We start from the raw sequence: 17,509 nt of genomic DNA, 5'->3' as shown, positions 1-17,509 counted from the left end.
GCGCGCGACGCGCGCTCCCCCGGAGTATTTCCGAACAGAAGAAGGCGGGAGGCCGCGCTCAGCCCACAGCCCGGGCGAAGGCCGTCCGGTAGAGGCGGGAGAGTTCGGCAAGGGGGGCAATTTTGCCGTCCAGCGTGACGCTTTCGCCGCCGACGCGGCCCACCTCGCTGGCCTGCACGCCGGAGGCGGCGGCGGCGTCGAGGAGGTCCGCGACGCGGTCCGGCGCCACGGCGAGAAGGTAGCGGGCCTGATCCTCGCCGAAGAGCACGGCGGTACCGGAGACGTCGAGGCTGAGTCCCTGCCCCGCCGCTTCGGCCATCTCGAAGGCGGCGAGCGCGAGACCGCCATCGGAGAGGTCGGAGGCGGCGCGGATCGTCCCGGCGCTGGCGCGGACGAAGGCGCCGTTCCGTTTCTCGGCGGCGAGGTCGACGGCGGGGGCGTCGCCCTCTTCCCGGCCGAAATGCTCGGCCAGAAGCGCCGACTGGCCCAGATGCGTGCCTTCGCCACCGATCAGGATCAGCGCGTCGCCGTCCCTCGCGACACCTGCGATGAGGTGAGAGGCGTCCGGGATCAGCCCCACCGCGCCAATGGTGGGGGTGGGCAGGATCGCCTGGCCGTCGGTCTCGTTGTAGAGCGAGACGTTGCCCGACACGATGGGCATGTCGAGTGCCGCCACCGCCTGGCCGATGCCTTTGATCGCGCCCACGAACTGGCCCATGATCTCGGGCTTCTCGGGGTTTCCGAAGTTGAGGTTATCGGTCGTGGCGAGCGGCGTCGCACCCACGGCGCAGAGGTTGCGATAGGCTTCGGCAACAGCCTGCTTGCCGCCCTCGACCGGGTTGGCGCGGACGTAGCGCGGGGTCACGTCGGAGGTGAAGGCGAGCATCTTATCCGTGCCGTGGACCCGCACGATCCCCGCGCCGAGGCCCGGTGCCTGCACCGTGTCGGCCATGACCTGCGCGTCGTACTGTTCCCAGACCCAGTGCTTACGGGCGTAGTTTGGTGAGCCGATGAGCGATTTCAGCCCCTCGATGGGATCGACCTCTCCCACCTCGCCCAAGGGGGCGGCGGCGGGCGTCTCGACCCAGGGGCGGTCGTATTCCGGCGCGGTGGAGGCGAGTTTCGAGAGCGGCAGGTCCGCCTTGGTCTCGTTGCCGTGGATGATGAGGAAGCGGTCTTCCGCAATGGTCTCGCCCACGATGGCGAAATCGAGGTCCCACTTGTCGAAGACTGCCTTGGCCTCGGCCTCTTTCTCGGGGCGGAGGACCATGAGCATCCGTTCCTGGCTTTCCGACAGCATCATCTCGTAGGCCGTCATCGCCCGCTCGCGGACCGGCACCCGGTCGAGATCGAGCCGGATGCCGAGGCCGCCCTTGTCGCCCATCTCGACCGCCGAACAGGTCAGGCCCGCCGCGCCCATGTCTTGGATCGAGATCACGGCGTCGGTCGCCATCAGTTCGAGACAGGCCTCGAGCAGGCGCTTTTCGGTGAAGGGGTCGCCCACCTGCACCGTCGGGCGCTTCTCTTCGATCGTGTCGTCGAACTCGGCGGAGGCCATGGTGGCACCGCCCACGCCGTCACGGCCCGTCTTGGCGCCGAGATAAACGACCGGCATGCCCACGCCCGATGCGGCCGAGTAGAAAATTCGGTCGGCATCGGCCAGACCGGCCGCGAAGGCGTTGACGAGACAGTTGCCGTTATAGGCCTTGTGGAAGCGGACCTCGCCCCCCACGGTCGGCACGCCGAAGGCGTTGCCGTATCCGCCGACGCCCTCGACCACACCCGAGACAAGCCGCTTCGTCTTGGGATGGGACGGTTCCCCGAAAGAGAGCGCGTTCATCGCCGCGATCGGCCGCGCGCCCATGGTGAAGACGTCGCGAAGGATGCCGCCCACGCCGGTCGCCGCGCCCTGATAGGGCTCGATGTAGGAGGGGTGGTTATGGCTCTCCATCTTGAAGACCACCGCCTGCCCGTCGCCGATATCCACGACGCCCGCGTTCTCGCCCGGGCCGCAGATCACCTGAGGGCCATCGGTGGGAAGGGTCCGGAGCCATTTCTTGGAGGACTTGTAGGAACAATGCTCGTTCCACATGGCCGAGAAGATGCCGAGTTCCGTGAAGGTCGGTTCGCGGTTCAGAATGCGCAGGACTTCGGCGTATTCCTCGGGCGTAAACCCGTGAGCGGCGATCAGGTCTTCGGTGATGGCGGGTTCGTCCATGGCGCGTGGGTCCCCTTCAGGCGCTTCGGTCATGGGGTTCATAAAAGAGCGTGGACAGAGGGGAAAGCGGAAAGGAGCGGCGCGGTGACCGAGCGTCAGGACAAACCGGCCTTCGGGGTATCGGCGCTTGCCGCGCTCGCGCATGCGGCGATGCGTTTCTCGCGCGTGGCGCCGGTTCTGGCCGACTTGATTTTTTCGAGCCACGCGCGGCGATAGGTTTTCGGCCAGGCGTCCCACCGTTCACGAAGAGGACCGAGCGCGCGCCCGAGATCGTCGGGCACGACGCCCGCCTCGACGTCGTCCAGAAAGGTCCACATGCCGTTTTCTTTTGCAACGGCGATGGCCGCCTCGCCCGCCTCGGTCATCGCGCGTTCGGAACGCGCTTTCTCGACGAGCCGCTTGTTGACGCCGGACCACGCGCTTTTCGGCTTGCGCCGCGAAACCCGCGTCGCGCTCCGCTCACTATCGACCTTTCGCGGGACGCTATCGATCCAGCCCCAGCAGAGAAGCTCTTCGACGAAGTCGGGAAAGGGCACGTAGAAAGGCGTGCCCTACTTCCATGTGACCAGCCATATCGTTTCGGAGGTGGCGTGGTGTTGGGACAACCAGACCCGAAGCTCGGCACGGCTTCGCATCTCGATCTCAGGGTGGTCACATGCCTTGCTCACGCGGCCTTCGTGCCGCGCGCCGGGTAGTCCTTTTCGATGATGAAATCGAGCTTGTCCAAAAGAACCGTCAGGTCCGGTCGGGAGAAGGGCGAATTCGAGATATCGACGAGGTAGAGTTCACCGGTACCTCGGACCAGAAAGAGACCCGGTTCGGCGAAGACATCCGGCTCGGCCTCCTTCATGGACTTGGACAGATACAAACCCCAGTCCGCTGCCTGGTCCTCGGTCAGCCCATAGGCCATCGGGATCGGATCGAGCGCCCAGTCCTCATGCGCCTTTGTGGCGCGGTCCTTGCCGTCCATCGAGACATGCAGAACCTCGACGCCCTTGGCGAGGAACTCGTCGTACATCGCGCGAATCTGCTTCAGATATTTCTCGCACATCGGACAGTGGAGACCGCGATAGACGACGATCATCGTGAAGGCCCCCGGCGATTGCTCGGCCAACGTCCATTTCGAGCCGATGATCAGCGGCAGATGCAGGTCGGGTGCGGTCTGGCCGGGAAGCGGTGTGCGGGGCATTTGGTCAGCGTCCTTTTGGATTGGTACGTTATGACACCCAAGCGCCGCTCGCCGTGACAGGTTCCATCACATCGCGCCTTGAGCCGCCTTTTGCAGGTCGCGCAGAACTTGCAGCGCCTCATCGGCACGGTTCGACGGGACGAAGACATGGTCGTGCAGTGTGGCGGCCACGATGTTCGCCGGAATGCCCTTCTTCTCCAACGCTTCGGCCACCGCGGCGGTCAGCCCGACACCTTCGAGCGCGGAGAAGACCATAAGAGTGATCTGGCGGAGCCGCATGTCATAGGAGAGGCCCAACCGGTCGGCCTCGGCCCGCGGCAGGATCAGCGAGAAGCCCTCGTCCTCGACGAACATGGCGCGCGCCTCGGACAAGGCCTCAAAGGCCACGTCGCGGTTGATCACCGAACAGAACACGAAGATGCCCGATTGCAGGACGGGCGCCATATTGGCGATCATGGACTGTTTGTCGGTCATCTTGGGCATGGCGGTCGGTCTTCTCGGAATCGCGTTGGCCGACATATGGCCGGAAAGGTTTTAAAGAAAAGACATAATCGCCTGCGTCAGTGTGCCTCGGCCCAGTTCGCACCCTGCCCCGCATCGACGACAAGCGGCACGTCCAGCTTGACCGCCGGAAGCGATGCCTCTTCCATCACCGCCCGCGCCGCACCGATCAGGTCATCCACCGCGCCCTCCTCGACCTCGAAGAGAAGCTCGTCATGGACCTGCAGAAGCATCGTCGCGGGCAGCTTGGCGATGGCGTCGGGCATACGGATCATTGCGCGCCGGATAATGTCGGCAGCGGTGCCCTGAATGGGCGCGTTGATCGCGGCGCGTTTGGCGAAGCCGGCTGTCGGCCCCTTGGCGTTGATCTCGGGCGTGTTGATCCGGCGGCCGAACAGCGTCTCGACGTAGCCGGTTTCCTTGGCCCGCGCGACAGTGTCGTCCATATATGCGCGGATACCGGGGAAACGTTCGAAGTAGCGGTCGATAAAGCCCTGCGCCTCGTCCCTCGGGATGCGCAGGTTCCGCGCCAGTCCCCAGCCCGAAATGCCATAGATCACACCGAAATTGATGGCCTTGGCCTGACGGCGCACGTCCGGCGTCATCTGGTCGAGCGGCACACCGAACATCTCGGACGCGGTCGCCGCATGAATGTCCTGCCCTTCGGCAAAGGCCTGTTTCAGCGCGTCGATTCCGGCGATATGGGCAAGGATTCTGAGCTCGATCTGGCTGTAATCCAAGCTGACCAGCCTGTGCCCGTCGGTCGCGACGAAGGCCTCGCGGATACGGCGCCCCTCCTCGGTCCGGACGGGAATGTTCTGAAGGTTGGGATCGGTCGACGCCAGGCGCCCGGTATTCGCTCCCGCGATGGAATAGGACGTATGCACCCGGCCCGTGTCGGGGTTGATATGGTCCTGCAGCGCGTCGGTATAGGTGGATTTGAGCTTCTGAAGCTGGCGCCAGTCGAGCACGCGCGCAGGCAGGTCATGCTCGGTGGCGAGGTCTTCCAGCACGTCGGCAGGGGTCGAATACTTGCCGGTCTTGCCCTTCTTGCCGCCCGGAAGGCCCATCTTCTCGAACAGGATGTCGCCCACCTGAGCGGGGCTGCCCACGTTGAACTTCTCGCCCGCAAGCTCCTGGATCTCGTCTTCCAACGCGGCCATCTTCTGCGCGAAGGCGTTCGACATGCGGCTGAGCGTGCCCTTGTCGACCTTGATCCCAGCCATCTCCATTTCGGCCAGGACAGGCACCAGCGGACGCTCGAGTGTCTCGTAGACCGTGGTCACCCTGGCCCGGTGCAGACGCGGCTTGAACGCCTTCCAGAGGCGCAGAGTAACATCGGCATCTTCGGCGGCATATTTCGCCGCCTCATCAATGGGAACGCGGTCGAACGTGATCTGGCCTTTACCGGTGCCCAGAAGCGTCTTGATTTCGATCGGATGGTGCCCGAGATAGCGCTCGCTCAGCTGATCCATACCATGCCCGTGCAGACCCGCATGCATCGCGTAGCTCATCAGCATCGTGTCGTCGATGGGCGTGACCGCGACCCCGTAGCGGGCAAAGATCTTGGCATCGTATTTCATGTTCTGGCCGATCTTCATCACCGACGGATCGGCAAGAAGGGGCTTCAGCAGGTCCAACGCCTCGTCCAGCGCCAACTGCCCTTCCGCAAGTTCATCCGACCCGAACAGATCGTCCGACGTCGCCGCGCGATGGGTCAGCGGCAGATAGGCCGCCTCGCCGGGCTCGACGCTCAGCGAGACACCCACCAGGTCGGCGGTCATCTCGTTCAGCCCCGTGGTCTCGGTATCGACGGCGACCCAGCCCCGCGCCCGCGCCTCAGCGATCCAGCCCGCGAGCGCATCGGCGTCGCGGATGATCTCGTAGGCCGAGGCATCGAACGGCACCTCCTCGGCCTCGTCGCCCGCATCCTCGCCCTGCTCCGCTTCGGGTGCCTCGATCACCGGCACCTCGGCTCCAAGCGCCTCCGCCACGCGGCGTGTGATGGTGCGGAACTCCATTTCGGTCAGGAAGCCCAGCAGGTCTTCGGCCACGGGCTCCTGCACCTCGAGCGAGTCCAACCCGTAGTCCAGCTCCATATCGCTATCGAGCGTCACCAGCCTCTTCGACAGGCGAATCTGGTCGGCATTCTCGATCAGGGTCTGTCGGCGCTTCGGCTGCTTGATCTCTTCGGCGCGCTCCAACAGCGTCTCGAGGTCGCCGTATTCATTGATCAGAAGCGCGGCGGTCTTGACCCCGATGCCCGGCGCGCCCGGAATATTGTCCACGCTGTCACCCGCAAGCGCCTGCACGTCGACCACGCGCTCAGGCCCGACGCCGAACTTGGCCTCCACCCCTTCGCGCCCGATCCGCACGTTCTTCATGGCGTCGAACATCTCGACCCCGTCGCCCACAAGCTGCATCAGGTCCTTGTCGGAGGAGATGATCGTGACGCGCCCGCCTGCCTCGCGCGCCCGGCAGGCAAGCGTGGCGATGATGTCGTCGGCCTCGAAACCCTCCTGCTCCAGACAGGCGATGTTGAAGGCGCGCGTCGCCTCGCGTGTGAGCGGGATCTGCGGGCGCAGGTCCTCCGGCATCTCGTCCCGGTTGGCCTTGTACTGGTCGTAGAGATCGTTCCGGAACGTGTGGCTGCCCTTGTCGAAGACCACGGCCACATGGGTCGGCGCATCCGGCCCCTTGTTCTCTTCCACCAGCTTCCACAGCATGTTGACGAAACCCGAGACCGCGCCCACGGGGAGCCCGTCGGATTTCCGCGTTAGGGGCGGCAGCGCATGAAACGCCCGAAAGATGAAGGCCGAGCCGTCGATCAGGCTCAGATGATGCCCCTTGCCGAATGCCATGTCGCTGCCTCCACTGTTCCAGAAAGGTCATGCCCCATCCGCCCGCAACTGGCAACGCGCCCCGCCCATTATCGGCCTTCAAATATCCTCGGGGGAGGCCGAGGGGGCAGACAGCCCCCTCGAGCGAATGCGACAGCATTCGCGGGCGGCCGGCAGAAGATCGCAGCGCGATCTTCGAGAGGCCATCGACGAATGCGCCAGCATTCGCGGAAAGCCGGACGCGCCAGCGTCCGACCAACGCGCCGCGGGCGAAGCCCGCGGCGCAACCCCTACCTGCCCTTGAAGAGCCCGCCCAAAATCCCCCGGATGATCCTGCGCCCGGTGGTCCCAGTCAGTTCCTTGACGACCATCTTGGTCAGCTTGTCACCCACGCCCGTGTCGCGGGACGACCGCGACGTGGACCGCCCGACCTGCTTGCCGTCATAGCGACGAGCCTGCTTGAATTCGCGCTCGCGCGCCTCGGCTTCTTCTTCCAGCCGCTCGGCCTCTTCCGCCTCGCGTGCCGCCGCCTCGGCCACGGCCTTGAGCTTTTCATAGGCGCTCTCGCGGTCGAGCGCCTCGTCATACTTGCCCGCCACGGGCGAGCCTGCGATCACGCGCCTCCGTGCCTCGGCGTCGAGCGGACCAAGCTGCGAGGACGGGGGCCGGATCAGCGTCCGCTCTACCACGCCGGGCGCGCCCTTGCGCTCGAGAAAGGACGTCACAGCCTCGCCCACGCCCACCTCGCGGATCGCCTCCTCGGTCGAAAAGCGGGGGTTCGTGCGATAGGTCTCTGCGGCCTGTTTCAGGGCCTTCTGGTCCTTCGGCGTGAAGGCGCGAAGAGCGTGCTGGACCCGGTTGCCGAGCTGACCAAGAATATCTTCGGGCACGTCAGCCGGGTTCTGGGTCACGAAATAGACGCCCACTCCTTTGGACCGGATCAGCCGCGCCACCTGCTCGACCTTGTCGATCAGCGCCTTCGGCGCATCGTCGAACAGGAGATGCGCCTCATCGAAGAAGAAGACCAGCTTGGGCTTGTCGGGATCGCCCACCTCGGGCAGCTCCTCGAACAGCTCGGACAGAAGCCACAGAAGCGATGTCGCATAAAGCCGGGGCGAGGACATGAGCTTGTCCGCGGCAAGGATGTTGATCCTCCCCCGCCCGTCGATATCGGTGCGCATGATGTCGGCAAGCTCAAGCGCGGGTTCCCCGAAGAACTGCGTGCCGCCCTGGTTCTCCAGCACCAAAAGCTGGCGCTGGATTGCGCCGATCGAAGCGGTTGAGATATTGCCGTAGCGAAGCTGGATTTCCTCGCGGTTCTCGCCGATCCAGACAAGCATCGCCTGCAGGTCCTTGAGATCGAGAAGCGGCAGCCCCTCTTCATCCGCCACGCGGACGGCGATGTTCAGGACGCCTTCCTGCGCCTCGGTCAGCTCCAGCAGGCGCGACAGCAGAAGCGGCCCCATCTCGGAGACCGTCGTGCGGATCGGGTGGCCCGCTTCACCGAAGAGGTCCCAGAAGGTGACCGGGAAGCTGTCATAGGCGTAGTCTTCGAACCCGATCGTCCCCGCGCGCGACATGAAGGCGTCGTGCAGTTTGAAATCCTCGCGCCCCGCGGCGGCCAGCCCCGAAAGGTCGCCCTTCACGTCCGACAGGAAGACCGGCACCCCCATTGCGGAGAAGCTCTCCGCCATGATCTGCAGGGTCACGGTCTTGCCCGTTCCGGTTGCGCCAGCCACCAGCCCGTGCCGGTTCGCGTATTTCAGAAGAAGCGTTTGCGGCTCGCCGTATTCCGGCCCGCCGCCGCCAATGAAGATCGTCTCGGACAAGGGTGCCTCGCTGTCGTTTTCGGTTCCGTGCGGCCCGACAATAGCCTGTTAACCTTTTTCTGCCAGTAAGAAGGCGTTGCCGGGCTGTCCTTCCCTGGACGGTTCGGAAACTTCCTCCCTGTAGACTGGCCGTGGCGCTTGCGCCCGGCCTTTTTTTTGATGCAGGCGAAGGCGCGGTGGGACGTGAAAAAAGTGATAATTTAGGCTGTTGACGGCCTCCCCTCCCTGTCGTAGCGTCCCGGCAATCAAAAAGTCGGCCAGTCCGGCAGGGAGCGAAGACGACAGGGTCCTTTACCGGGGACCCTGTTTTCTTTTGAGCGGCGGCGATCCGCCCGCACCTTGACCTGCCCCCCCTGACATACCGGGTCACCCGTGTTAGAGGGCCTGCAACGATCGAGCATATCTGCAAGGATTACGTAATGGGTAAGACGCTTTACACTCTTCTTCTCTGCCTCGCTCTGGCACCGGCCACGGCGCTGGCGCAGGACAGCGGACAGACCGGAACCGACGCCACCGAAGGTGTCGTCGGCGACAGCACGACGCCCGATGACGGCGGCCTGTCTCTCGGAACGCCTGAAAGCGACGGACCGCAGGTTGGGGACACCTATGTCGCGGGCGAGTTCACCGACTGGCAACTCCGCTGCGTGCGCGCCGAGGACGGGAACGATCCCTGCCAGCTTTATCAGCTTCTGGCCGACGATCAGGGCAACGCGGTGGCGGAGATCAACATCTTCGCCCTTCCCGCCGGTCAGGAGGCCGCTGCGGGCGCCACGGTCATTACCCCGCTCGAGACGCTGCTGACCGCGCAGCTCCGGCTTGCCATCGACGGTGGCGAGGCGCGGCGCTATCCCTTTGCCTTCTGCACGCAGATCGGCTGCTACGCGCGTCTTGGCTTCCGCGCCGAGGAAATCGAGCAACTGAAGCGTGGCGCGTCGGGCACCGTGACGCTCGTGTCGGCGGCGCTGCCGACCGAGCCTGTCGCCCTCAAGGTCTCGCTCTCGGGCTTCACCGCCGGTTGGAACGCTCTGAGCGGCGCTCAGTAATTGCGGATTTTTAGCGGTGGCCGGGGCACCGGCCACCGTATTGCTCGCTCAGGCGTCAGGCGCCCTGCGCGCGCCGGATGAAGCCCACAAGCTGACGGGTCGAGCCGTCCTTGTCCTCGCCGCTGACCTCACCTGCAACAACCGGTTCCAGCGCCTTGGCAAGCTCCTTGCCAAGCTCGACACCCCACTGATCATAGCTGTTGATCCCCAGCATCACGCCTTCGACGAACACGCGGTGCTCATATAGCGCGATGACCTGGCCCAGCACGAAGGGCGTCAGCTTGGGATAGATCAGCGTCGTCGAGGGCCGGTTGCCCGGGAAGACTCGATGGCGCGCCTGCCGCTCCAGCTCGGCGCCTTCGAACTTGCCCTCCATAAGTACCCGCGCCTCGTCCAGCGTACGGCCCTTCATCAGCGCCTCTGACTGCGCGAGACAGTTCGAGATCAGAAGCCGGTGCTGATGAGCCAGCTCCGGCTCGTGGCTTTCCGCGCCCACCATGAATTCGCACGGCACGACCCGCGTCCCCTGATGGATCAGCTGGTAGAACGCATGCTGGCCGTTGGTCCCGGGCTCGCCCCAGACGACGGGGCCGGAATGAACGGCAAGCGTCTCACCATCCATCGACACGCCCTTGCCGTTGCTCTCCATTTCAAGCTGCTGCAGATAGGCCGGCAGCCGCGAAAGGCGCTGCTCATAGGGCAGCACGGCGCGGGTGGCATAGCCAAGGCCCTGATTGTGCCAGATGCCGGTCAGCGCCAGCATGACGGGCAGGTTTTCAAGCGGTTCGGCCGAGCGAAAATGCCGGTCCATCGCCTGCCCGCCCGCCAGAAACGCGCGGAAGGCCTGACCGCCGATGGCGATCATCAGGGCAAGCCCGATCGGTCCCCACATGGAATATCGCCCGCCGACCCAGTCCTCGAACCCGAAGACGCGGTCCTCGGCGATCCCGAAGGCCGCCGTCTTGTCCGCCGCCGTGGAAAGCGCCGCGAAATGCCCGCCCGCGTTGTCGGTCCCGACCGCCCTGGCAATCCAGTTCCGCGCGGTCTCGGCGTTGGTCATGGTCTCGATGGTGGTAAAGGTCTTCGACGCAACGATCACCAGCGTCGAAGCGGGGTTCAGCCCCAGCAGCACGTCGTTGATATGCGCGCCGTCGACGTTCGACACGTAATGGCAGCGCGGACCGTCATGGTAAGGCGCCATCGCCAATGTCGCCATGGCCGGCCCGAGGTCCGAGCCGCCGATGCCGATATTCACCACATCGGTGAAAGCGCCCCCGCCCGGTGCGGCGATGCGGCCCGAGCGGATGCCTTCAGCGAACGCTTCCATCTCGTTGAGCGTGTCCAGCACGCCCGGCATCACATCCTTGCCGTCGACCATGACCGGATCGCCATCGAGATTGCGGAGCGCGGTGTGCAGGACTGCGCGGCCCTCGGTCTCGTTGATCTTCGCGCCGGTGAACATCTCTTCCCGGCGCGCCGGGACACCGGCAGCCTCGTACATCTCGACAAGGAGCGCGCGCCCCTTTTCGTCCATCGAGGTCTTGGAATAATCGAAAAGCATTTCGCCCGCCGATACCGAGAACTCGCGCGCCCGCGCGCTGTCGGCAAAACGGTCGATGATCGGGGTTTCGGCGGCGGTCTGCGCCGCTTTTTCCAGACGGGTCCAATCCATGACTCGGTCCTTTCTATTCGGCCCAGTGCACCATTGCGTCGCTCAGAACGGTGGCGATGGGTGCTTCAGCCGGTTTCATGTGTCGCGCCGCCTCGAGCGCCGCGCGTTTCTCGGCTCCGGTGATGACGACATGGGTGCTCATCGCACTGCGCAGGACCGGAGCGGTCAGAGTGATCCGGGGTTCGGGCGCACCGGGCGCGCGCATCGCCATCAGCGGCGGCGCATTCCGGTCGAGCGCATCGGCCAGACGGTCGGCGCCGGGAAAGAGCGAGGCCGTGTGCATGTCGGCCCCCATGCCAAGAAGCAGGATCGAGATGGGCATTTCCGGCCGTATGGTCTCGGACAGCTCGTCGATCACCTCTTCCGGCGTCTCAGCGGGCTTGTAGAGCGGCACATAGGTGGCCGCCGACGCCCGGTCGATCAGTAGGCGCTCGCGCAGAAGGCGCGTGTTCGAACGCTCGTGATCCTCGGGCACCCACCGCTCGTCTGTCAGCATCACGTGGACGCGGCTCCAGTCCAGATCGGCGGAACAGAGATCGTCGAAGATCGGCCCAGGCGTCGTGCCGCCCGGCACTGCGAAAGAGGCCCAGTCATGCTGACGCAGGCAGGTGTTCAGCTCGCCCGCGATGCGGTTTGCGAGGTCGATCATCATCATTTCGCGGTCGGGATACTCGATGAATTCCATGTCTCTCCTCCGTCTCGCGTTACATCGCTGCGTTATGCGTCATGCCTTGATGTCGCGCCACTTGCGGCCCTCGCGGTGCATCAGAACGGCAGCGTCCTCGGGGCCGGTCGAGCCGACGTCGTAGGATTTGGGCCGCTCGCCACGCTCGATCCAGCCCTTGATCAGCGGATCGGTCCAGGCCCACGCGGCCTCGACCTCGTCGCCGCGCATGAACAGCGTCTGGTTACCACGGATGACGTCCATGATCAGCCGCTCATATGCGTCGGGAATCTCGTCTCCATCGGGCCCGAGCGCGTCCTTGAACGTCATGTCCAGAGGCACATCGACAAGACGCATCCCGCCCGGACCGGGTTCCTTGATCGTCACGCCAAGCGTGATCCCTTCGTTCGGCTGAAGCCGGATCGCGAGGATGTTGCGATGCCGTCCGAGCTCCTGTCCGAAGATCGAATGGGGCGCGTCCTTGAACACGATGGCGATCTCGGAGGCGCGCGCCTTCAGCTTCTTGCCGGTGCGCAGGTAGAACGGCACGCCCGCCCAGCGCCAGTTCGAAATGTTCAGCTTCATAGCGATGAAGCTCTCGGTCAGGCTGTCGGGGTCTTCGACCTGCTCCAGATAGCTTTCGCCGTCTTCCTCGGACACATACTGACCGCGCACGATGTCGTTCTTGTCGACCGGATCGAGCGCGCGAATGACCTTCAGCTTCTCATCCCGAACGGCGTCGGGATCGAAGCGCGACGGCGGTTCCATGGCGATCAGGCAGAGAAGCTGCATCAGGTGGTTCTGCACCATGTCCCGCATGGCGCCCGACTTGTCGTAATAGGCGCCCCGCCCGTTCACGCCGACAGTCTCGGCCACCGTGATCTGGACATGATCCACGTATTGGGCGTTCCAGAGCGGCTCGAACAGCATGTTGCCGAAGCGCACGGCCATCAGGTTCTGAACCGTCTCCTTCCCCAGATAGTGGTCAATCCGGTAGATCTGGCTCTCGTCGAAATGGTCGCCGAGCGTGCGGTTCAGCGCCCGCGCGCTTTCAAGGTCACGGCCGAAGGGCTTCTCGACGACGATCCGCGCGTCCTTCACCGCGCATTTCCATTCGTGAAGCCGTTCGGCCAAGGGTCCAAAGAGGCTCGGCGCGACCGAGAAATAGAAGGCCTGCACCACGTCCGAGCGCAGGAGCTTTTTCAGGTCGGACCAGCCCGCCTTGCCGGTTGCGTCGATGGCGACATAGTGGATGCGGTCCAGAAACGCCTTCACGTCCTTCGCGGGCCGCGAGTCCTTCGCGATGAATTCTTCAAGCGCGGCCTTCACCTCGGCGCGATATTCGTCATCACCGTATTCCGACCGCGCCGCGCCGATGACGCGGCTTTCGGGCGGCATTTGACCCGCGAGAAAGCGTCGGAAAAGTCCGGGGAGGATCTTGCGGCGGGCCAGATCGCCTGTACCGCCAAAAATCACGAGGTCGAACGGATCGACCGGGATGACGCGAGAGACCATGATGTCCTCCATCTGTGTCGTGCGCCCGCAGCGTTACCGCTAACAGAACCATTGCCCGCGCGATACACCGATGCCGCTCTCAAGTCCAGTCCGACGCGGCCAAAGGGCCGCAAAAGCGTCTGCGGAGCGCTGATCGGATGCCCCGGCGTTTCGGGCTTTAAGGTGGACAATGTTGGTCGCAGCTGCAAGGTGCTGCAGCGCCTTGTCCGGCCTCACGCGTCGAGCTCGGCGTCCCAATAGAGAAAGTCGAGCCATGTCTCGTGAAGATGGTTCGGCGGAAACTTCCGGCCCTGATTGCGCAACTCTTCCGCTCCGGGCTGTCGCGGCGGACGTCTAAGCGCCATGCCGACCTGCCCAAGGGACTTCGAGCCCTTTTTCAGGTTGCAGCGCGAACATGCCGCGACCACATTTTCCCAGCTCGTCACACCACCCCGCGCGCGCGGCACCACGTGGTCGAAGGTCAGATCGCCCTTCGCACCGCAATACTGACAGCGGAATTCGTCCCTCAGAAAAAGATTGAAGCGCGTGAAGGCCACGCGCTTCTGCAATTGGATATAGTCCTTGAGCACTACAACCGACGGTATTCGTATCTCGGTCGAGGGGCTTCTGACGACGTGGTCATATTCCGCCACGATGTCCACCCGGTCGAGGAACGCCGCCTTGACCGCTTCCTGCCAGGGCCAGAGGGACAGCGGGTAGTAGGAAAGTGGCCGGTAATCCGCGTTCAGAACAAGTGCCGGAAAGTGCCTCAGGTTATTCGGTTCACGCACGAAACTCGTTCTGAAATCGCCGTCCATCAATGACTCCGTCCTCGCCCAGACACCCCGGTTTCCGGTTGCAAGGCGGGACACCCGCCCCAGCTTTGAGACGACTATATATCGCGGTCACATTCTGACAAGACCCATCATTCTGACAGTTTCATGACATACGGCCCACCCGTCAGGAGCCGTCAGGCGGCGGGGACCGACGTTGGCGCCGAAATGTCCGGCTCGCCCGACATAACAAGACGCGCGCGCCCTGCGCGCTTGGCCTCATACATCCGGCGATCGGCCTCGGCCAGGAGCCTGCCGATGGGCGCCGTGCTGGGCGCGCCGGCAGCCCCCACCGAGACGGTCACGCGGACATCCTGACCTTCGAGCTCGTCAAGCGCCAGGCGGATACCCTCCGCCAGACGCTCGCCGATGGCGCGCGCCTTGTCCTGGGGGGCTTCGACGAGAAACACCGCGAATTCCTCACCCCCAAGACGGCCCAGAATGTCCGACTCGCGTGTCATCTGCCGAAGCAGATCCGCCACGGCCTTGAGGCATCGGTCGCCCACATCGTGGCCATAGGTGTCGTTGATCCGTTTGAAGTGATCGACGTCGAGGACCAGCGCGACGCCGCCCCGCGTCTCGGATTCCGTTCCGGCCTGTTCGAAAAAGGCGCGCCTGTTGGCAAGGCCGGTCAGGACATCGGTTGCCGCGAGACGCGCCAGTTCCGACTGCATCCGCGCCATCCGCAGGAACCCGAAAGACACGAAGAGCGCGAAAGGAAGCGACACGACGAAGGCCGCCTGCGCATATTCCAAATCCGCCCTCAGGTCGCCGTCATGGATGAAATGGGTCTTCAGCGTAAACAGTGCCGTAATCGAGATCACCAGCACCAGCGTGAACGCACCGGTTTTCCAGAGACTGTCGGGCACGGAATGGGCGATCAGAAAGTCAAAGAAAGCCTCAAAGCCTGACTTGTGCCGACCCTTCGCGATTGCACGCTTCGACAACCCGGTAACGCCGGAACCGGTAGAACGACGATCCTGCATACCCAACTCCTCCTGTCTCTGTGGCTCTACAGAAGAGGAATTGACGGTTTGTTACTCGTCGGTCTGGGTCTCACCTGACAGAACGTCGCGGATGAAGGACAGCGCCACCGAAAGCCCGTCCGGCGCGATTCCGTGGGCGGTGCCGCGCATCACGTGACCGTAGACCGTAAAGCCGGCAGACTGCAGCGCCTCGCCTGCGACCTGCATCTCGGCGAAGGGGACGACGTCGTCGGCGTCGCCGTGGATCAGGATCACGGGCGGTTTCGACAGCACCTCGGCCTCCAGAGCGTCAGGAAACATCAGCCGCCCCGAGAACCCGACGATGCCCGCCACCGGGTCGGCCCGGCGGGGCGCCACGTGCAGGCTCATCATCGTGCCCTGGCTGAAACCCACGAGGACCAACCGGTCCGGGCTCAGCCCCTCATCGGCCAGAACCTTGTCGATGAATCCGTCAAGGAGCTTGGCCGAGCGGCGCAGCCCCTCGGCTGCTGCCGCTTCGGACGAGCCGTCAATCCACGGGATCGGGAACCACTGAAACCCCATCGGGTTCGCCATCGACCGATCGGGCGCATCGACGGCGACAAAGACGGTGTCCGGCAGATGCGGTGCCAGCGGTTCGGCCAGCCCGAGAAGATCGGCGCCATCCGCCCCGTAGCCGTGGAGGAACAGCACAACAGAGCTGTCTTCTCCCGAAGCCGAGCCGCGGCGTTTGAAATTCAGGTCGCTCATCTTATTCCTTCCCGGTCCTTGGCCACGTGGTAGTAGGCCCAGAGCAGCCGGGCCGCAACCGCGCGCCAGGGCGACCAGGCCTCGGCCAGACTGCGGAGCGCCTTTTCCTTTGGTCGCTCGGGCAAGTCAAAAAGCATCCGGGCCGCTTCCTGCAGGGCCAGATCGCCGGGCGCAAAGACGTCGGCCCGTCCGAGCGAGAACATCGCATAAATCTCTGCGGTCCAGGTGCCGATGCCGGGCACCTCTACCAGGCGCGCGATCACCGCGTCGGTGGGCATCTCGCGCAGCTCGGCATAGCGGATGCCGGACGTCGCGAGCGCGCGGGCGTAGCGCGCCTTTTGCCGGGAAAGTCCGGCGGCGCGCAGTTCTTCGTCGCTCGCCGCCATGATTTTGCGGGGCCCCGTCAGGCGCGCCGCCTCCAGACGCGCCCAGATGGCGTCCGCGGCAGCCACCGAGACCTGCTGAGAGACGATCGCATCGAGAAGTGCCGGAAAGCCGTCCCTGCGGCGGCGAAGCGGCAACGGGCCGGTCAGCGTCAGGGCATGGGCAAATCGCGGCTCGGCCCCGGCCAGCCAGTCGGCCCCCTCGGCAACGCAGGCGGGCGTCTCGATGAGCCGGCCAACGGTCACAGGCGCCGCCGCACCCAGGCGAGGGTTTCGGCGACACTGGCGATCTTCAGGCCGTCGGGCTGTCGTGGCCGGCGAACCATGGCCACGGGCAGACCCAGTTCGCGCGCCGCCTCGATCTTGGGCCAGCTTCCGGGACCGCCCGAGTTCCGTGCGATAACCCAGTCCACGCCCAGACGCTCGAACAGAGCGACCTCATCGGCCACGCGAAACGGCCCCTGCTGGTAGAGAAAGCGCCCGTTGCCAAAGGGGAACGGCTGCTGGGTCCAGTCCCTGATCCGGCAGATGAGCCTCGCTTCGGGGATGTTGCGAAAAGCGTCCAGCTCGCGCCGCCCCGTGGAGAGGAAGACCGTCTTCCCGGGCGGAATGTGGTTGGCCGCCTCGGCCTCGGAGTTGAGAAAGATCCAGTTGTCGCCCTCGGACGGCATCCAGGCCGGACGGAGGAACTGGACATGGTCGATACCCATCTCGTCGGCCACGCGCGCGGCACGGTGCGACATGCCTCTCGCGAATGGATGGGTGGCGTCGATGATCGCCTCGATCCCTTCACGCTTCAGGAAACGGCGAAACGGCTCTTCCCCGCCCCAGCCGCCGATCCGGACGGGCCAGCCGAACGGGCGCGGGTTGCGTTCGGGCGCAGGTAAAGACACCGAGAGCCTGAGATAGCTCTCGCGTGACAGCGCGACCGCGATATGGCGCGCCTCATGCGTTCCGGCCAGCAATAGCAGCCTCATGTGAGAAGGCTCCGGCGTAGTTCAGGACAATCGCCGCCGTGCCTCGCCCCTCGACGTGACACTCCGTCCTCCCGAGTTCCCTTTTTAGTTGTGAAAAGAATAGGGCGCGTCACGCCCTTCGTCCACCATCGTCTACCGTGGTCGGATTCAT

The 17,509-nt window shown here is 64.7% G+C and carries 15 protein-coding genes; 1 reads left to right on the top strand and 14 read right to left on the bottom strand.

Annotated features, from left to right (window positions below; all coding sequences use genetic code 11):
- Positions 1-58: 58 nt before the first annotated feature.
- From purL to GQ651_RS03635, 6 genes are all read right to left on the bottom strand, one after another.
- Positions 59-2,218: a phosphoribosylformylglycinamidine synthase subunit PurL gene (gene purL / locus GQ651_RS03660; protein ID WP_160763930.1), complete on the bottom strand. Its 2,160-nt coding sequence runs from the start codon at positions 2,216-2,218 to the stop codon at positions 59-61.
- Between the two features lie 95 nt (positions 2,219-2,313).
- On the bottom strand, positions 2,314-2,754 hold the full coding sequence (locus GQ651_RS19015; RefSeq protein ID WP_160762850.1) for a YdeI/OmpD-associated family protein: 441 nt from the start codon (positions 2,752-2,754) through the stop codon (positions 2,314-2,316).
- A gap of 128 nt (positions 2,755-2,882) precedes the next feature.
- The gene (locus GQ651_RS03650; protein WP_160762849.1) at positions 2,883-3,407 is read right to left on the bottom strand and encodes a redoxin domain-containing protein; all 525 of its coding nucleotides are present in this window, start codon (positions 3,405-3,407) and stop codon (positions 2,883-2,885) included.
- 66 nt (positions 3,408-3,473) lie between these two features.
- Entirely contained in the window at positions 3,474-3,890 is a 417-nt protein-coding gene (locus tag GQ651_RS03645; protein WP_160762848.1) for an ACT domain-containing protein, read from the bottom strand.
- A gap of 77 nt (positions 3,891-3,967) precedes the next feature.
- On the bottom strand, positions 3,968-6,769 hold the full coding sequence (gene polA / locus GQ651_RS03640) for a DNA polymerase I (protein WP_160762847.1): 2,802 nt from the start codon (positions 6,767-6,769) through the stop codon (positions 3,968-3,970).
- Between the two features lie 269 nt (positions 6,770-7,038).
- Positions 7,039-8,577, bottom strand: coding sequence for a helicase HerA-like domain-containing protein (locus GQ651_RS03635; protein ID WP_160762846.1), 1,539 nt, complete (start codon positions 8,575-8,577; stop codon positions 7,039-7,041).
- Between the two features lie 419 nt (positions 8,578-8,996).
- Between GQ651_RS03635 and GQ651_RS03630 the strand changes: the two genes are divergently transcribed.
- Complete coding sequence (locus GQ651_RS03630) at positions 8,997-9,620, top strand: invasion associated locus B family protein (RefSeq protein WP_160762845.1); 624 nt, start codon at positions 8,997-8,999, stop codon at positions 9,618-9,620.
- Between the two features lie 55 nt (positions 9,621-9,675).
- Here GQ651_RS03630 and pgi read toward each other — a convergent pair whose 3' ends face one another.
- The 8 genes from pgi to GQ651_RS03590 all read right to left on the bottom strand — a co-directional run bounded on the left by pgi (position 9,676) and on the right by GQ651_RS03590 (position 17,358).
- Entirely contained in the window at positions 9,676-11,292 is a 1,617-nt protein-coding gene (gene pgi / locus GQ651_RS03625; protein ID WP_160762844.1) for a glucose-6-phosphate isomerase, read from the bottom strand.
- Between the two features lie 13 nt (positions 11,293-11,305).
- Entirely contained in the window at positions 11,306-11,977 is a 672-nt protein-coding gene (gene pgl / locus GQ651_RS03620) for a 6-phosphogluconolactonase (protein WP_160762843.1), read from the bottom strand.
- Positions 11,978-12,016: 39 nt separating this feature from the next.
- A complete protein-coding gene (gene zwf / locus GQ651_RS03615) occupies positions 12,017-13,471 on the bottom strand; it encodes a glucose-6-phosphate dehydrogenase (protein ID WP_160762842.1) in 1,455 nt (484 codons plus the stop codon).
- Between the two features lie 212 nt (positions 13,472-13,683).
- Positions 13,684-14,268, bottom strand: coding sequence for an HNH endonuclease (locus GQ651_RS03610; RefSeq protein ID WP_160762841.1), 585 nt, complete (start codon positions 14,266-14,268; stop codon positions 13,684-13,686).
- A 152-nt stretch (positions 14,269-14,420) separates the two neighbouring features.
- The gene (locus GQ651_RS03605) at positions 14,421-15,269 is read right to left on the bottom strand and encodes a GGDEF domain-containing protein (protein WP_160762840.1); all 849 of its coding nucleotides are present in this window, start codon (positions 15,267-15,269) and stop codon (positions 14,421-14,423) included.
- A 51-nt stretch (positions 15,270-15,320) separates the two neighbouring features.
- Positions 15,321-15,998, bottom strand: a complete 678-nt coding sequence (locus tag GQ651_RS03600) for an alpha/beta hydrolase (RefSeq protein ID WP_160762839.1) — start codon at positions 15,996-15,998, stop codon at positions 15,321-15,323.
- Positions 15,995-16,627, bottom strand: a complete 633-nt coding sequence (locus GQ651_RS03595) for a DNA-3-methyladenine glycosylase family protein (protein ID WP_160762838.1) — start codon at positions 16,625-16,627, stop codon at positions 15,995-15,997. Before GQ651_RS03595 ends, GQ651_RS03600 begins: the two co-directional genes overlap by 4 nt.
- Positions 16,624-17,358, bottom strand: a complete 735-nt coding sequence (locus GQ651_RS03590) for a precorrin-6A/cobalt-precorrin-6A reductase (RefSeq protein WP_160762837.1) — start codon at positions 17,356-17,358, stop codon at positions 16,624-16,626. Before GQ651_RS03590 ends, GQ651_RS03595 begins: the two co-directional genes overlap by 4 nt.
- Between the last annotated feature and the right edge of the window lie 151 nt (positions 17,359-17,509).

Source organism: Kangsaoukella pontilimi (assembly GCF_009830125.1).
Classification (GTDB): domain Bacteria; phylum Pseudomonadota; class Alphaproteobacteria; order Rhodobacterales; family Rhodobacteraceae; genus Kangsaoukella; species Kangsaoukella pontilimi.
This window is presented reverse-complemented; position numbering and strand designations above follow the sequence as displayed.